Genomic DNA, 15,588 nt, shown 5'->3' with positions numbered 1-15,588 from the left:
TAAGTTTTATGATCTCGCTAGCAAAAACCTCTGGATTTGGTAAAAACTGGTGATTAGGATCACAAATGGTAAGGTTTTAATTTGCGGAGCAAAATTAATTGAATACACTGAATAGGACTAAATTGAGAGGCTAAAATAAGTTTCTCAAACGAATTCTAAAAAATCCTATAGGGGGAAACAACTGGTGAATATTCTAGGATATGCACAGAAGCTGGGTAAGGCGTTAATGCTACCTATCGCAACGCTTCCGATTGCGGCGCTTCTATTACGTTTAGGTCAAGGCGATCTACTTGATATTCCATTCATGGCAGAAGCTGGTGGTGCTATCTTCGGTAACCTACCACTGCTATTTGGTCTAGGTATCGCGATTGGTCTTTCTAAAGATGGTAACGGCGCAGCGGGTCTTGCTGGTGCAGTTGCTTACTTCGTACTAACAGCGACAGCAACGACAATCAACGCTGACGTTAACATGTCATTCTTCGGCGGTATCTTCGCAGGTATCATCGCAGGTCACTCTTACAACGCTTTCCATGCAACACGCCTTCCTGAGTGGCTGGCTTTCTTTGCGGGTAAACGTTTAGTACCTATCATGGCCGGTCTATTTGCACTTGTTGCAGGTGCAGTGTCTGGTGTGGTTTGGCCTGGTATTCAATCTGGTCTAGATGCATTAGCTCACGCGGTATCAACGTCTGGTGCTGTTGGCCAATTCGTTTACGGTACTCTTAACCGTGCACTTATCCCTGTAGGTCTACACCACGTATTGAACTCATACTTCTGGTTCGGTATGGGTACATGTCAAGAAATCGTCGTTGCTGGTCAAGGCGCATTCGCTAACATCACTCAACTTTGTGTTGACCCTGCACTTGCTAAAACTCTAGTTGTTGGCCAAGAGCACACATTCACATTCGCTAACTCTGTAACTCCAGAAATCACTACTGTAGTTAAAGAAGTGACTGACACTGTTAAATCTGGCGACCTACACCGTTTCTTCGGTGGCGATAAAGGCGCTGGCGTATTCATGAACGGTTTCTTCCCAGTAATGATGTTCGGTCTGCCTGGTGCTGCTCTTGCAATGTACCTAGCTGCTCCTGCTGAAAAACGTAGCCAAGTTGGTGGCGCACTGTTCTCAGTTGCATTCTGTTCATTCCTAACAGGTATCACAGAGCCGCTAGAATTCATGTTCGTATTCCTAGCTCCTGCTCTATACGCAATGCACGCTGTATTTACAGGTCTGTCTCTAGTTGTTGCTAACATGTTTGGTACTCTGCACGGTTTCGGTTTCTCTGCTGGTCTAATCGACTTCGTATTGAACTGGGGTCTAGCAACTAAACCATTCACTCTACTATTGATTGGCTTAGGATTCGGTGCTCTATACTTCTTCACTTTCTCTTTCGCAATCCGCGCTTTCAACTTGAAATCGCCAGGTCGTGAAGATGATGACGAAGCTGTAGCTGCTCCTGCTGGCGACGCTCCAAAAGGTGAAGTTGCTCGTCAATACCTTAAAGCTCTAGGTGGTCACGAAAACCTGACTTCAATCGATGCTTGTATCACTCGTCTACGTCTAACGCTAAAAGACCGCTCTATCGCTGATGAAGTTGTTCTTAAGAAACTTGGCGCTAAAGGTGTGGTTAAACTGGGTGAGAACAACCTTCAGGTTATCCTAGGCCCACTAGCTGAAATCGTAGCTGGCGAAATGAAAGCTATCGGTGCTGGTGAAGACCTATCTGATGTAAAACTTCCATAGTAAAGGAAGTACTTATTAAGACGTAACAACTGCTCTTAAGTAAGTTTCGAATTGAAAGCCTCCCAAACGGGAGGCTTTTTTGTGTCTGTCATTTAAGGGCAGTGAACAAGGTTCGTTCTATTCTTCAGCGAATAGAAGAAATAATCACAATTAACTGATGGTTCTTATTGTGCAAAGGCGAAGAATTGTGGATGATTAGCAACAATGATCTTTCTATCTTTGATAGGCAGCAAAAGCCGCCTTTTTCTTGGGGATGGAAGATAACTTTCTCTGACAATACTAAATACATAGAGGTGCTATAGATGAGTGAAGCTGAGGCTCGTCCATCGAATTTCATTCGCCAAATTATCGATAAAGATTTAGCGGATGGTACACACAGTAGCGTGCATACTCGTTTCCCGCCGGAGCCAAATGGCTACCTGCACATTGGTCACGCTAAATCTATTTGCTTGAACTTTGGTATTGCTCAGGACTACCAGGGACAGTGTAATCTTCGTTTCGATGATACAAACCCTGAAAAAGAAGACGTTGAATACGTTGAGTCAATTAAGAATGATGTAAGCTGGTTAGGCTTCGAATGGTCTGGTGATATTTGTTACTCATCAAACTACTTCGATACGCTTTACGCTTATGCTGTGGAATTAATTAATAAAGGCTTAGCGTATGTTGACGAGCTAAGTCCTGATCAAATCCGTGAGTACCGTGGCACATTGAAAGAGCCTGGTAAAGCGAGTCCATATCGTGATCGCAGCCCTGAAGAAAACCTAGCGTTATTTGAGAAAATGCGTGACGGTGGCTTCGAGGAAGGCAAAGCATGTCTACGTGCTAAGATCGACATGAGCTCTTCATTCATGGTTATGCGCGATCCAGTTATTTACCGTGTTCGTTTTGCTCACCACCATCAGACTGCTGACAAGTGGTGCATTTACCCAATGTACGACTTCACTCACTGTATCTCTGATGCGCTAGAGGGTATTACGCACTCTATCTGTACTCTTGAGTTCCAAGACAACCGTCGTTTGTATGACTGGGTTCTAGATAACATCACGATTGATTGCCAACCTCGTCAATACGAGTTTAGTCGTCTGAATCTTGAATACACGGTAATGTCGAAGCGTAAGCTGAACCAACTTGTGGTTGAAAACCTAGTTGAAGGTTGGGACGATCCACGTATGCCAACTATCTCTGGTCTACGTCGTCGCGGTTTCACTTCAAGCTCTATCCGTGAATTCTGTAAGCGTATTGGTGTGACTAAGCAAGAGAACATGATTGAGTTCGGTTCACTTGAATCTTGTATCCGTGATGATCTCAACGAAAATGCACCTCGTGCAATGGCTGTTCTTGATCCGATCAAAGTCGTGATTGAAAACTACGACGCTGATACAGTAGAAACATTGACAGTGGCAAACCACCCGAACAAGCCAGAAATGGGTACTCGTGAAGTGCCATTTACACGCGAAGTTTGGATTGAACGTGACGACTTCCGTGAAGAAGCAAACAAGAAGTACAAGCGTTTGGTTCTAGGTAAAGAAGTTCGCCTGCGTGGTGCTTACGTGATTAAAGCTGAGCGTATCGAAAAAGATGCAGAAGGCAACATTACGACTATCTTCTGTTCTTACGACAATGAAACACTCGGTAAGAACCCTGCAGATGGCCGTAAAGTGAAAGGCGTTATCCACTGGGTATCGGCTGATAAAGCATTGCCTGCTGAGATTCGTTTGTACGATCGTCTATTCACTGTGGCAAACCCAGCCGCTGCTGATGACTTCGCTGCAACGCTTAACCCTGAGTCACTTGTTACGCTAAACGGTTTTGTTGAGCCTAGCCTAGCAGAAGGTGTGGCAGAGCAAGCGTATCAGTTTGAACGTACAGGTTACTTCTGCGTAGATTCGAAAGACTCGAAAGCAGACGCGCTAGTATTCAACCGTACGGTTGGCCTACGTGATACTTGGGGTAAAACTGAAGCTTAATGGCTTCGCTCTCTACAGCTTAGAGCCCTATAGCTCAGTTTTCCAAAGCTTAGAGCCCTAAAGCTTAGCTTCTCAAGATATACTTAATAAAAAACCGGCCTAGAGCCGGTTTTTTTGTATCTGGATAAAATAACAAATTATGGGTCAAGCTGATGTGAAACTTAATACGGCATGAGCCTAAATAAAAAACGCCGGCCTAAGCCAGCGTTCTGAGTTATTTCTTCGCTTTGTGTGCTTCTGGGTTGCCTTTGCAATCCCCAGTGATGCTTTTACCATACAGGTATAAACTATGGTTAGTTAACTGTACGTTGTAGCGTTGAGCGATTTCTTTTTGTCTTTCTTCGATAAGATCATCAGAGAATTCGATAACTTCACCGCAGTCTAAACATACTAGGTGATCGTGGTGATGCTGTGTTGAAAGTTCAAATACAGACTTACCACCTTCAAAGTGGTGGCGAGTTACAATGCCAGCATCATCGAATTGGTTCAGTACGCGATAAACGGTCGCAAGACCGATCTCTTCACCTAAGTCGATCAGCTTTTTATATAAATCTTCAGCACTAATATGTTGGCAGTCTGGTTGTTGTAATACTTCTAAAATTTTGAGCCGTGGGAGGGTCACTTTAAGACCAGCATCTTTTAGCGCTTGATTATTGTCTGACATATACTTTCCTGTTGATGATCTGCAGCAATTAACAGAATTCAATATTAATACCATTATAGTTTAGTCAGGCATAACAATAAACCACGAACTTCAAAGGGTTACTCACTGACATCACAATCTGTTTTGTAAATTGGAAGTATCTCACTTATAGTGGAGGTACGACCAGTCAAGGTGGCGGTAATTCTAATATGAACACGGAATGTTGTTATGAATAAGCAACTTGCAAGAATATATAAACCAAACATCGTAAAATTCGCTCTCAACATTTGGCCTCCTTTCTGGGGGGCTGGTATTAAGATAGCCCATATCAGTGCTGATTTTAGGGTAGTAAAGACAGTGCTTAAGCTACGTTGGTGGAATAAAAATGCCAATCGTACTCAATATGGCGGCAGTATATTTTCCCTAACCGATCCTGTTTACTCTTTGATGTTAATGGGTATTTTAGGAGAGAGATATTATGTTTGGGATAAAGAAGCAAGCATCAACTTTATCAAGCCAGGGCAATCTGACTTGTATGCTGATTTCGAGATAAGCCAAGGGCAACTTGATGATATCTACCGTCAAACTCAGTTAGGGGAGAAGTGCTTTCCTGAGTTTATTATCTACGTAAAAGATAACAAGGGGAATGTGGTATCAGAAATACAACGAACCCTATATGTGAGAAAGAAGCCTCAATTTAGAGAAGATGACGAAGAAGCTCTCGAAGCGGAATGTTAACCTGTAAGCCTAAATAGCAAAAAACCTCCAAGATGGAGGTTTTTTCGTATCTATACTGTTGTTATTAATTGTAACAATTAACAACGACGAGAGAATTAGTCTTCTAGCTCTGCTAGGCACATCTCTTCGTGGATTTGTTTAACCCAGTTAGTTACGCGCTCGTCAGTTAGTTCTGGTTGACGATCTTCGTCAATACACAGACCAACAAATTGGCTGTCATCGCCTTCAACTAAACCTTTCGATGCTTCGAATTCGTAGCTTTCAGTTGATGTGTAACCTAGGATAGTACCGCCTTTCGCTTCAACGATGTCACGGATAGTACCCATAGCATCACAGAAGTATTCTGCGTAATCTTCTTGGTCGCCACAACCAAAGATAGCAACAAGCTTCGTTGAGAAATCAATAGCTTCTAGCTCAGGGAAAAAGTCATCCCAATCACATTGTGCTTCGCCGTAGTACCACGTAGGGATACCAAGCAGCAGTAGATCGAAGTTATCGATATCTTCTTTGCTGCTTTTTGCAATGTCTTGAACTTGAACGAGCTGTTTGCCCAATTGCTTTTGAATCATCTTAGCAACAGCTTCAGTGTTACCTGTATCGCTACCAAAGAAGAGACCTACACTTGCCATAGAATCATTACCTTTCATTTTGTCTGTTGTCGGTGTAATAAAGTTCGGAGGAAATCGTTAGATTCCAGTTCCTTCCCAGCTTAATTGGATTATCCCTTTTGCGATAAAACCTGCGCAGCCAAGGAAAAGTACTAACCATACGATGCGACGACCAAATGCAGGAACATTTCCTTCCTTTAGAACGTCTTTAATTGCCATTCCGATTAGAAAGAAAATCGCGGCAAACAGAAGATCTAAACCAACAGATTCAATGATGTTCATGTAGTCGTAAAGCATGGGAACCTTATATACCAAATTTGCTTGGGCGCACTATATCACTCTTGTGAGATAAAGTTAATCTGCTGTGATTACACAGCTCTCATTTATATCGACGAATCAACATATTTAAGCGATGAATTTTCTGATTGCACGGAGCACTTCAGCTGGTTTTTCAGCATGTAACCAGTGTCCAGTATTGGCGATAACATGTGCCTTTGCGTTGGAAAACTGCTGTTGAACGGCGGTTTGGTGTTCAGCCGTGAGGTAATCAGAATCCCCACCTTTTATAAGCAAGGTTTTGACCGAGGTTTTATCAATCGGTTCCCAACCAATGATCTGCGAATAATTGGCGAGCAGTGACGCAACGTTGAAGCGCCATTCCATGATGCCTTGTTCTGATTTGAACAAAGATTTGGTTAGGAACTGGCGAACCCCATCTATCTCGATGTGTTTTGCGAGAACCTTTAGTGCGTCTGAGCGTGACGTTGGTCGTTCTTCTATTACCGCTTGTAGACCTGCGAATACGTTGTCGTGACGACTTTGAGTGTAAGCGACCGGTGCCATATCCAACACAACCAGCTTATTTAATTCAAGATGCTGGGTAAGCGCCATTGCGACTTTTCCACCCATAGAGTGACCAATTACATTGACATCTTTTAGTTCAAGATCATTCAACAGCTGAGCAACGTCTTGTGCCATTGCTTGATAGTTGTGAGTATCGCTATGGAAGGACTGACCGTGGTTACGCAGATCAATGCTGAGCACTTGATGATCGGTCTTTAGATCCCTAGCCAGCAAGCCAAGGTTGTCCAGATTACCAAATAATCCATGGATCAAAACAATGGTGTGACCCGCACCTTCTAATTTATAGTTGAGCTGTACTGACATTTTTATCTTATTCATGGTGGGTTTGACGTAGAGTATCCGCGCGGATCTCGCTATAATCCCCCTGAGTTTAAACATTGAGATTGTGAAAAGCGAATGAAAACAATTGAGGTTGATGAAGACCTATACCGTTATATCGCGGGTCAGACAGAACGTATTGGCGAAAGCGCTTCAGATATTCTGCGCCGCTTGTTACAAGTAGATCGCCCAGGCATGGTTCCGTTCAAAGAGAGCGTTGAGCCAAAAGGTATCGTTGTTAGCAAAGAGGTAGGCTTTACTCCAGAGAAGTTCGATGGCGTTAAAGAAATGCGCTCACTACTAATATCAGATGAGTTTGCATCATTAAAGAAAGCCATTGATCGTTTCATGCTAGTGTTATCGACACTGCATAAAATTGACGCTGAAAGCTTTTCTGAAGCAACTCAAGTAAAAGGCCGCAAGCGTGTTTACTTTGCCGATAATGAAGCAACATTATTAGCAAACGGCAACACCACTAAGCCTAAAGCCATTCCACAAAGTCCTTTTTGGGTTATTACTAATAATAATACAAGCCGTAAAAGACAGATGGTTGAGCAGCTTATGAGCCGCATGAATTTCCAAGCAGAATTGATAGAAAAAGTAACAGGTTCAATTTAACGAAATCTGATTTAAACCTCATAATATCCATGGATAAGAAGATATTATGAGGTTTTTTTTGTTTTTAAATTTTATATATAAGGATGTCGAAAAATGGCTATGCACCCTCGTGCCGGGCAGAAAGCTCAGCAGGAAGATCTTCATAATATTCCGGCTTTAGTGGCTAACTATTTCTTACAGCAGCCGGATGCGACTAACCCAGATCACAAAGTACTGTTCGGTACTTCAGGTCATCGCGGTACAGCAGACAAATCAACATTTAACGAAAACCACATTCTCGCGATCGCACAAGCTGTTGCTGAGGTTCGTGCTGAGCAAGGTACAACAGGTCCACTTTTCTTAGGTAAAGATACTCACGCTCTCTCTGAGCCTGCGTTTTCTACTGTTATCGAAGCGCTTGTAGCCAACGGCGTTGAAGTTATTATTCAAGAAAAAAATGGCTTTACTCCAACACCAGGCATCTCGCATGCGATTCTTACGCACAACCTAGCGAATGATAAAAAAGCGGACGGCATCGTTATCACGCCTTCGCATAACCCACCACAAGATGGCGGTATTAAATACAACCCGACTCACGGTGGTCCAGCTGAAGCTGAATTGACTCAAGCAATTGAAGACCGTGCGAACGTGATCATTGCTGAGCAAATGCAAGGCGTTAAGCGCACTCCTATCGCACAGGCTAAATCGTCAGAGTTAGTGAAAGAAGTGGATCTGGTTGCACCATACGTTGCTGACTTGGTTAATGTGGTTGATATGGAAGCGATCCAGAAAGCAAACATCAAAATTGGTGTTGATCCACTGGGGGGCAGCGGTATTGATTACTGGCGTCAAATTGGTAAAGCGTACAACCTAGACCTTACTCTTGTTAGTGAAGCGGTTGATCCTTCGTTCCAGTTTATGTCTCTAGACAAAGACGGTGTGGTTCGTATGGACTGCTCTTCTCCATACGCGATGGCAGGTTTACTGGCTCTTAAAGACGACTATCAACTAGCGTTTGGTAACGACCCTGACTACGATCGCCACGGTATTGTTACGCCAAAAGGCTTAATGAATCCAAACCACTTCCTAGCAGTGTGTATTGATTACCTATACCGCAACCGTGAAGGTTGGGGTAAAGACGTTGCTGTTGGTAAAACACTGGTATCAAGTGCATTGATTGACCGCGTTGTTGCTGACTTAGGTCGCGAGCTTTGCGAAGTGCCAGTTGGTTTCAAATGGTTCGTTGATGGCCTTTATAACGGTCAGTTTGGTTTCGGTGGTGAAGAGAGTGCGGGTGCATCTTTCTTACGTAAAGACGGTACGCCTTGGTCAACAGATAAAGATGGCCTGATTCTTTGCTTACTTGCGGCTGAAATCACAGCAGTAACGGGTAAGAACCCACAAGAATACTACGAAGAACTTGCCGCTAAACATGGTGAATCTAAGTACAACCGTATTCAAGCAGTAGCTAACGGTGCACAAAAAGACGTGCTTAAGAAGCTATCTCCAGAGATGGTCTCAGCTGAGACGCTTGCAGGTGATGCAATTACTGCACGCCTAACGCATGCTCCAGGTAATGGCGCTGCGATTGGCGGCCTAAAAGTGACAACTGAGAACGGTTGGTTTGCCGCTCGTCCATCAGGTACTGAAGACATCTACAAGATCTACTGTGAAAGCTTTAAAGGTGAAGAGCACCTAAAAGCAATCGAAGCAGAAGCTCAAGAGATTGTTAATCAAGTATTTGCAGCCGCTGGCCTATAATCGAATACAGATTAGTAGAGTCACAAGGTAAATAGTGAAAGGGTTGATGTGAAAGCATCAGCCCTTTTTTTATCAGTTTGTGGATAAAGCGGCTAGGACTAAGTGGTTGAATAACTGAATAGATTATCCGTGTGGCCAACTTTGTGGCATCACAAACCAAAACTGCCCTGATTTGGTTTGCCCATGAACGAAGCGATCACCAAACTCGGTGATAGGCTCGCAGGTGAAATCATCAGTGCCCGCTGCCCATTGCTCTTTGGTGAGAGGGTAGAGCACTTCCGTAATTAAATGAGCTTGGTTTTGATAGCACCAAAAACCGTTTACTTGGCTTGAATTAATGTCGTAGCCCAAACATTCAGTAGGTACTTTTTGATCTAAGAAGGGGTTGGTATATAGACGCCCCTGCATGAGGAGATGTTTTGAGTCGACATCAATCTCTGGATATTGCTCAACAAAGGCCGTTGAAGACGACATACCCAGCTGGTGGCTCAACATACGATCGAGCTTCTTATCTAATTGGTCGTGAGAGTTAGGACCAAACCATGTCTGTTCATGGAGTAGGTAAAACTTAATCGCCACTTCCCAATGTTGCAGCTTTTGGCTGCTCTCTTCTTCGAGAATAAAGTCGATAGCACCTAGTGTTCTACCTTCAACATTAATCTGAATCTCATCGTACTTGATTGCATAATTATCCGAAGCACCGATGACTTGCTCACACAGGTGCTGGTAGAGGAAACCTAACCTAGGATTACCATTGTATGTATGTGATAAATCTATGGTATGAGGGCTTGAGAAGGCTCTGAGATCAGAAACGGGTGGTTTGATTTCCAGTAACGGTGGAGAGTCGATAACCCATTGGTAAAAACGTTGCAGTGCTGTCATCTGTTCCTCATAAACTCATCTTAGGGCTTTCGACATTCTACCCGTAAATTGATATAACGACGTTATTATAAAGGTAAGCTGGAAAGAAAAATGAATAACTTACAATTAGAAAAGCTACTTAATGAAAAACTGCAGCCACAGCAGATTAAAGATTACTGCCCGAATGGTTTACAGGTTGAAGGTGCGTCAGAAGTAAAGCGTATCATTACTGGTGTCACGGCCTCCCAAGCGCTGATTGATAAAGCGGTAGAATTGAATGCCGATGCTTTGTTGGTTCACCACGGTTTTTTCTGGAAAGGCGAGTCAGAAGCGATTCGCGGCATGAAGGGCAAGCGTATTCGTACCTTGATTAAAAACGACATCAACCTTTTGGGTTACCACTTGCCTCTTGATATTCACCCTGAGTTAGGCAACAACGCGAAACTGGCTGAGTTGCTTGATATCGAAGTCGAAGGCGGCTTGGAAGGGCACCCACAATCGGTTGCGATGTTTGGCAAGTTGAGTGCGCCAATGACAGGTGCAGAGTTCGCAGAAAAGATTGACCAAGCTTTGAACCGCAAGCCATTACACATTGCTCCAGAGAACCAAGACAAAATGATTACTACTGTCGGTTGGTGTACCGGTGGTGGTCAAGACTACATTGAGTTAGCGGCTTCTCAAGGCATTGATGCGTTTATCTCTGGTGAGATCTCAGAGCGAACTACGTACTCGGCGCGTGAGCAAGATATTCATTATTTTGCAGCAGGCCACCATGCAACAGAACGTTATGGTGTGAAAGCATTAGGTGAGTGGTTAGCGAAAGAGCATGGCTTAGATGTTGAGTTTATTGATATCGACAACCCGGTATAAAAAGAAAATATGGGATGTAGGATACGAGTCGAGTTGACGAAGGAAGGAGTAGGGAATCTCTCAAGGTTCTCTATAAACTAAATGAGTTCCCCAACTCACTTGTTTCCCGTTCTTAAGGATGACGAGTCACTATAAATTTGTACCCGTCGATGAGACGACCCCGTCAGAACTCTAAAGGATTATATTCGAAGTCGTCATTCCCTAGACTGACGAAAGAAGCGGTTGGAAATCTCTTTGATTGTAGCGTTGACAAGGTGTCATAGAAATTCAAAATATCTCGCATCTCGCATCTCGCATCTCGCATCTCGCATCTCGCATCTCGCATCTCGCATCTCGCAGAAAAGAAAAGGGTTGATGTTAATACATCAACCCTTTTTGATTTCAATCGATTAGAAAAGTCGAAACTTTACTATTCGCGCTCGTGTAGAGCTTGGAAATCACGCTGTTCTTCACCAGTGTACAACTGACGAGGACGACCGATACGGTTCGTCGGATCGCTGTGCATTTCGTTCCAGTGTGCAATCCAACCGATAGTACGAGACATCGCGAAGATTACTGTGAACATTGATACAGGAATGCCGATCGCTTTCAGAATGATACCTGAGTAGAAATCTACGTTCGGGTATAGCTTCTTCGATACAAAGTACTCATCAGAAAGAGCGATGCGCTCAAGTTCCATTGCTACATCAAGTAGTGGATCTTGAATGTTCAGCTCTTTAAGTACTTCGTGACACGCTTCACGCATTACCGTTGCACGTGGATCGTAGTTCTTGTAGACACGGTGACCAAAGCCCATTAGGCGGAATGGGTCATCTTTGTCTTTTGCTTTTGCTACATATTCTTCAATGTTGTCTACGCTACCGATCTCTTCAAGCATCATTAGACAAGCTTCGTTAGCACCACCGTGAGCAGGGCCCCACAAAGAAGCGATACCAGCAGCAATACAAGCAAATGGGTTTGCACCCGAAGAACCTGCTAAACGAACCGTTGACGTTGAAGCGTTTTGTTCGTGATCAGCATGTAGTGTAAAGATCTTGTCCATTGCGCGAGCAACAACAGGGTTTACTTCATATTCTTCACATGGGTTTGCATACATCATGTGTAGGAAGTTTTCTGCGTAGCCTAGGTCATTGCGCGGGTAGATAAACGGTTGACCGATTGAATATTTGTAACACATTGCAGCCAGTGTTGGCATTTTTGAAATTAGGCGGTATGCCGCAATTTCACGGTGTGTGTCGTTATTAACATCTAATGAATCATGATAGAACGCAGCAAGCGCACCTACCACACCACACATAACAGCCATTGGGTGAGCATCACGACGGAAGCCGTTGAAGAAACTAGCAATTTGCTCATGAACCATGGTGTGACGCGTGACTGTCGTCTTGAACTCTTCGTATTGAGCTCGAGAAGGAGCTTCGCCGTATAAAAGAATGTAACAAACTTCTAAGTAATCAGCGTTATTGGCCAGTTGATCAATTGGATAACCACGGTGTAGAAGAATACCTTTTCCACCGTCAATATAAGTTATTTGCGATTCACAAGATGCAGTGGCAAGAAAACCAGGATCAAAAGTGAAAAAACCATTAGAACCTAGTGTACGAACGTCGATCACTGGTGTACCAAGTACGCCTTCTGTAATCGGCAATTCGATCGGTGCTTGACCTTCAATATGAAGGGTAGCTTTCTTATCCGCCATAACAATCTCCTTTGTTATTATTAATCCGTCCAGGATGTTTATGTGCCATTTTTTTACTGGTCTTACGTGGGAAAGTCAATTTTTCTGAAGCTTTGTGTGCACTTGTTAGTGTTTTTTACATTAAATTCGTTAAAAATCTGTTCTGTGTAGCATTATTTGTTGCATCAATTGTATTAGAATGTTGCCAGCCGTATAGTGGCGCTGAAAAGTTTGGTTAAAACCTTATAAATGCAAGGCTAAGAAGAAATGTGAGGTGTCTTCAGAAACCTAGCGATTAACAATTATTTTACAATTATCTAAGGCTCAACTTACGTTATTTGTTAAGTTAATGTTAAATTTTGAGGGTTTGCAATCAAATTTTGTCCATAACAATACATAAGGTTATTTAATGACCATCATGCTCAATGGAGCTGAGTGAGCGAGCCCGTGAAAGAAAGAAAGACAAGACCTGTTAATTTAGATTTACAGACCATCCACTTTCCCATCACAGCAATAGCTTCCATCCTACACCGTGTGTCTGGGGTGATTACTTTTGTTGCGATCGGAATTCTGCTTTGGTTACTATCCATTTCCCTCTCTTCCCCTGTAGGCTTTATGGAAGCTAGCGACATTGTCGACGGTTTCTTCGTGAAGTTTATTCTGTGGGGCATTTTAACCGCTTTGGCTTACCACATTGCTGGTGGTATTCGTCACCTTCTTATGGACCTTGGTCACTTTGAAGAGCTGGAATCTGGCGCTAAGAGCGCGAAGGTTGCATTCGCAGCAACAGCGGTATTGTCTCTACTAGCGGGGATCTTAGTATGGTAAACAACGTTTCTACTTTTGGTCGTAATGGTGTGCATGATTATCTATTGATTCGTGCAACAGCCATCATTATGACGCTTTACACTATCTACCTAGTGAGCTTCTGTGCTTTCTCAGGTGATATTTCTTACGCATCTTGGACGCAATTCTTTGGTGGTACCTTCACTAAAGTCTTCACCATGTTAGCACTTACTTCAATTTTGGTTCACGCGTGGATCGGTTTGTGGCAAGTACTAACTGACTACATCAAATGTGCAAAATTGCGCGTTGGTCTTCAAGTCGGTGTTGTTGCGGTTCTTCTAGGATATTTCTTCTCTGGTCTGTTTATTTTGTGGGGTGCGTAAGTGACTATTCCTGTTCGTGAGTTTGATGCTGTAGTAATTGGCGCTGGTGGTGCTGGTATGCGCGCCGCGCTACAAATTTCTGAGCAAGGCCTATCTTGTGCGTTGCTTTCTAAAGTTTTCCCAACTCGTTCTCATACTGTATCTGCGCAAGGTGGTATCACCGTTGCTCTTGGTAATGCGCATGAAGATCACTGGGAACAACACATGTACGATACGGTTAAAGGTTCCGATTACATCGGCGACCAAGATGCTATCGAATACATGTGTAAAAATGGCCCTGAGTCGGTTATCGAATTAGAAAAAATGGGTCTTCCATTTTCTCGTTTTGATAACGGCAGTATTTACCAACGTCCGTTTGGTGGCCAATCTAAGAATTTTGGTGGTGAGCAAGCGGCTCGTACCGCAGCTGCAGCCGACCGTACTGGTCACGCACTGCTACACACGCTTTACCAACAAAACATTAAACACAAAACGACGGTTTTCTCTGAGTGGTATGCACTGGATCTTGTTAAAAACGAAGATGGTGCAATCTTAGGTACTACCGCGCTTTGTATGGAAACGGGTGAGGTTTGCTACTTCAAAGCGAAGGCAACAATCCTTGCTACTGGTGGTGCTGGTCGTATTTACGCATCAACAACCAATGCTCACATTAACACTGGTGACGGTGTTGGTATGGCGATTCGTGCAGGCGTTCCAATGCAAGACATCGAAATGTGGCAGTTCCACCCAACGGGTATCGCTGGCGCAGGTGTTTTGGTAACAGAAGGTTGTCGTGGTGAAGGTGGTTACCTTCTCAATAAAGACGGCGAGCGCTTCATGGAACGTTATGCTCCGAATGCTAAAGATTTAGCAGGTCGTGATGTTGTAGCTCGTTCGATGATGGTTGAGATTCGTGAAGGTCGTGGTTGTGATGGTCCATGGGGTCCACACATCAAGCTGAAACTTGATCACCTAGGCAAAGAGACGCTTGAATCTCGTCTACCGGGTGTATGTGAGCTTTCTCGTACGTTCGCTCATGTTGATCCTGTTAAAGAACCAATTCCTGTAATCCCAACGTGTCACTACATGATGGGTGGTGTTCCAACACAGGTTTCTGGTCAAGCAATCAAACAAACTGAAGACGGTACAGACGTTGAAATTCAAGGTCTATTCGCTTGTGGCGAAATCGCTTCAGTATCCGTACACGGTGCAAACCGTCTAGGTGGCAACTCGCTACTTGATTTGGTTGTATTCGGTCGTGCGACAGGTCTTCACCTTGGTGAGACTTTGAACAAGCAAGCTGAAGCAAAACCTGCAACTGAAGCCGACATTGAACGTTCACTTGAGCGCTACAATCGTTGGGAAAACAGTACTGACGGTGAAGACCCTGCGGTAATTCGTAAAGATCTTCAGCAATGTATGCAGAACAACTTCTCTGTATTCCGTGAAGGTAAAGCGATGGCTGATGGCTTAGAAGAGCTTAAAGTGATTCGTGAGCGCCTTAAAAATGCACACCTTTCAGACAAGTCGACTGAGTTCAACACGCAACGTATTGAGTGTTTAGAGCTTGAAAACTTGATGGAAACGGCATTTGCAACCGCGGTTGCAGCAAACTTCCGTACAGAGAGTCGTGGAGCGCATGCTCGTTTTGACTTCCCAGATCGTGATGATGAGCAATGGCTATGCCACTCACTTTACAACCCTGAATCAGAAAGTATGACTAAGCGTGGCGTGAACATGGAACCTATCCATCGTGAAGCATTCCCGCCGAAAGCACGTACGTACTAA

General features: G+C 43.8%; 15 protein-coding genes. 9 read left to right on the top strand and 6 right to left on the bottom strand.

Annotated elements, in window-relative coordinates; genetic code table 11:
• Window positions 1–184: 184 nt before the first annotated feature.
• The gene (nagE, locus tag QWZ07_RS18005; RefSeq protein ID WP_017106119.1) at window positions 185–1,744 is read left to right on the top strand and encodes an N-acetylglucosamine-specific PTS transporter subunit IIBC; all 1,560 of its coding nucleotides are present in this window, start codon (window positions 185–187) and stop codon (window positions 1,742–1,744) included.
• Window positions 1,745–2,046: 302 nt separating this feature from the next.
• Window positions 2,047–3,714: a glutamine--tRNA ligase gene (glnS, locus tag QWZ07_RS18000; protein ID WP_017106120.1), complete on the top strand. Its 1,668-nt coding sequence runs from the start codon at window positions 2,047–2,049 to the stop codon at window positions 3,712–3,714.
• 214 nt (window positions 3,715–3,928) lie between these two features.
• Here glnS and fcrX read toward each other — a convergent pair whose 3' ends face one another.
• Window positions 3,929–4,378: a ferric iron uptake transcriptional regulator FcrX gene (fcrX, locus tag QWZ07_RS17995; RefSeq protein ID WP_192852208.1), complete on the bottom strand. Its 450-nt coding sequence runs from the start codon at window positions 4,376–4,378 to the stop codon at window positions 3,929–3,931.
• 207 nt (window positions 4,379–4,585) lie between these two features.
• Here fcrX and QWZ07_RS17990 point away from each other — a divergent pair, with 207 nt between their 5' ends.
• Window positions 4,586–5,095, top strand: a complete 510-nt coding sequence (locus QWZ07_RS17990; protein ID WP_017106121.1) for a DUF4442 domain-containing protein — start codon at window positions 4,586–4,588, stop codon at window positions 5,093–5,095.
• 95 nt (window positions 5,096–5,190) lie between these two features.
• Here the strand turns inward: QWZ07_RS17990 and fldA are convergent, their stop codons facing one another.
• The 3 genes from fldA to QWZ07_RS17975 form a co-directional block, all read right to left on the bottom strand.
• A complete protein-coding gene (gene fldA / locus QWZ07_RS17985) occupies window positions 5,191–5,724 on the bottom strand; it encodes a flavodoxin FldA (protein WP_017106122.1) in 534 nt (177 codons plus the stop codon).
• Window positions 5,725–5,781: 57 nt separating this feature from the next.
• Window positions 5,782–6,000 carry a DUF2788 domain-containing protein gene (locus tag QWZ07_RS17980; protein ID WP_017106123.1) on the bottom strand — a complete coding sequence of 73 codons (219 nt, stop codon included), beginning with the start codon at window positions 5,998–6,000 and terminating at the stop codon, window positions 5,782–5,784.
• Window positions 6,001–6,108: 108 nt separating this feature from the next.
• Window positions 6,109–6,870 (bottom strand): alpha/beta fold hydrolase, encoded by a 762-nt coding sequence (locus QWZ07_RS17975; RefSeq protein WP_192852333.1) that lies wholly within the window; start codon window positions 6,868–6,870, stop codon window positions 6,109–6,111.
• 93 nt (window positions 6,871–6,963) lie between these two features.
• Between QWZ07_RS17975 and seqA the strand changes: the two genes are divergently transcribed.
• The gene (seqA, locus tag QWZ07_RS17970) at window positions 6,964–7,503 is read left to right on the top strand and encodes a replication initiation negative regulator SeqA (RefSeq protein ID WP_017106125.1); all 540 of its coding nucleotides are present in this window, start codon (window positions 6,964–6,966) and stop codon (window positions 7,501–7,503) included.
• 93 nt (window positions 7,504–7,596) lie between these two features.
• The gene (pgm, locus tag QWZ07_RS17965) at window positions 7,597–9,243 is read left to right on the top strand and encodes a phosphoglucomutase (alpha-D-glucose-1,6-bisphosphate-dependent) (protein WP_192852207.1); all 1,647 of its coding nucleotides are present in this window, start codon (window positions 7,597–7,599) and stop codon (window positions 9,241–9,243) included.
• Between the two features lie 123 nt (window positions 9,244–9,366).
• On the opposite strand, the gene QWZ07_RS17960 is transcribed toward pgm, so the two are convergent.
• Complete coding sequence (locus tag QWZ07_RS17960) at window positions 9,367–10,125, bottom strand: DUF1853 family protein (RefSeq protein WP_076669070.1); 759 nt, start codon at window positions 10,123–10,125, stop codon at window positions 9,367–9,369.
• 90 nt (window positions 10,126–10,215) lie between these two features.
• Between QWZ07_RS17960 and QWZ07_RS17955 the strand changes: the two genes are divergently transcribed.
• Window positions 10,216–10,974 carry a Nif3-like dinuclear metal center hexameric protein gene (locus tag QWZ07_RS17955; protein WP_076669068.1) on the top strand — a complete coding sequence of 253 codons (759 nt, stop codon included), beginning with the start codon at window positions 10,216–10,218 and terminating at the stop codon, window positions 10,972–10,974.
• 409 nt (window positions 10,975–11,383) lie between these two features.
• Here QWZ07_RS17955 and QWZ07_RS17950 read toward each other — a convergent pair whose 3' ends face one another.
• Window positions 11,384–12,673: a citrate synthase gene (locus QWZ07_RS17950; protein WP_192852206.1), complete on the bottom strand. Its 1,290-nt coding sequence runs from the start codon at window positions 12,671–12,673 to the stop codon at window positions 11,384–11,386.
• A gap of 414 nt (window positions 12,674–13,087) precedes the next feature.
• Between QWZ07_RS17950 and sdhC the strand changes: the two genes are divergently transcribed.
• From sdhC to sdhA, 3 genes are read left to right on the top strand one after another with little or no spacing between them, the layout of a single operon-like run.
• Window positions 13,088–13,480: a succinate dehydrogenase cytochrome b556 subunit gene (gene sdhC / locus QWZ07_RS17945; protein WP_012604532.1), complete on the top strand. Its 393-nt coding sequence runs from the start codon at window positions 13,088–13,090 to the stop codon at window positions 13,478–13,480.
• Complete coding sequence (gene sdhD / locus QWZ07_RS17940; RefSeq protein WP_004734215.1) at window positions 13,474–13,821, top strand: succinate dehydrogenase, hydrophobic membrane anchor protein; 348 nt, start codon at window positions 13,474–13,476, stop codon at window positions 13,819–13,821. The genes sdhC and sdhD overlap by 7 nt, the downstream gene beginning before the upstream one ends.
• Window positions 13,822–15,588, top strand: a complete 1,767-nt coding sequence (gene sdhA / locus QWZ07_RS17935; RefSeq protein ID WP_009847321.1) for a succinate dehydrogenase flavoprotein subunit — start codon at window positions 13,822–13,824, stop codon at window positions 15,586–15,588.

The sequence above is a fragment of the Vibrio lentus genome (assembly GCF_030409755.1).
Taxonomy (GTDB): domain Bacteria; phylum Pseudomonadota; class Gammaproteobacteria; order Enterobacterales; family Vibrionaceae; genus Vibrio; species Vibrio lentus.
Note: the sequence above shows the minus strand (reverse complement) of the source record. Positions and strands in the feature narration are given on the sequence as shown.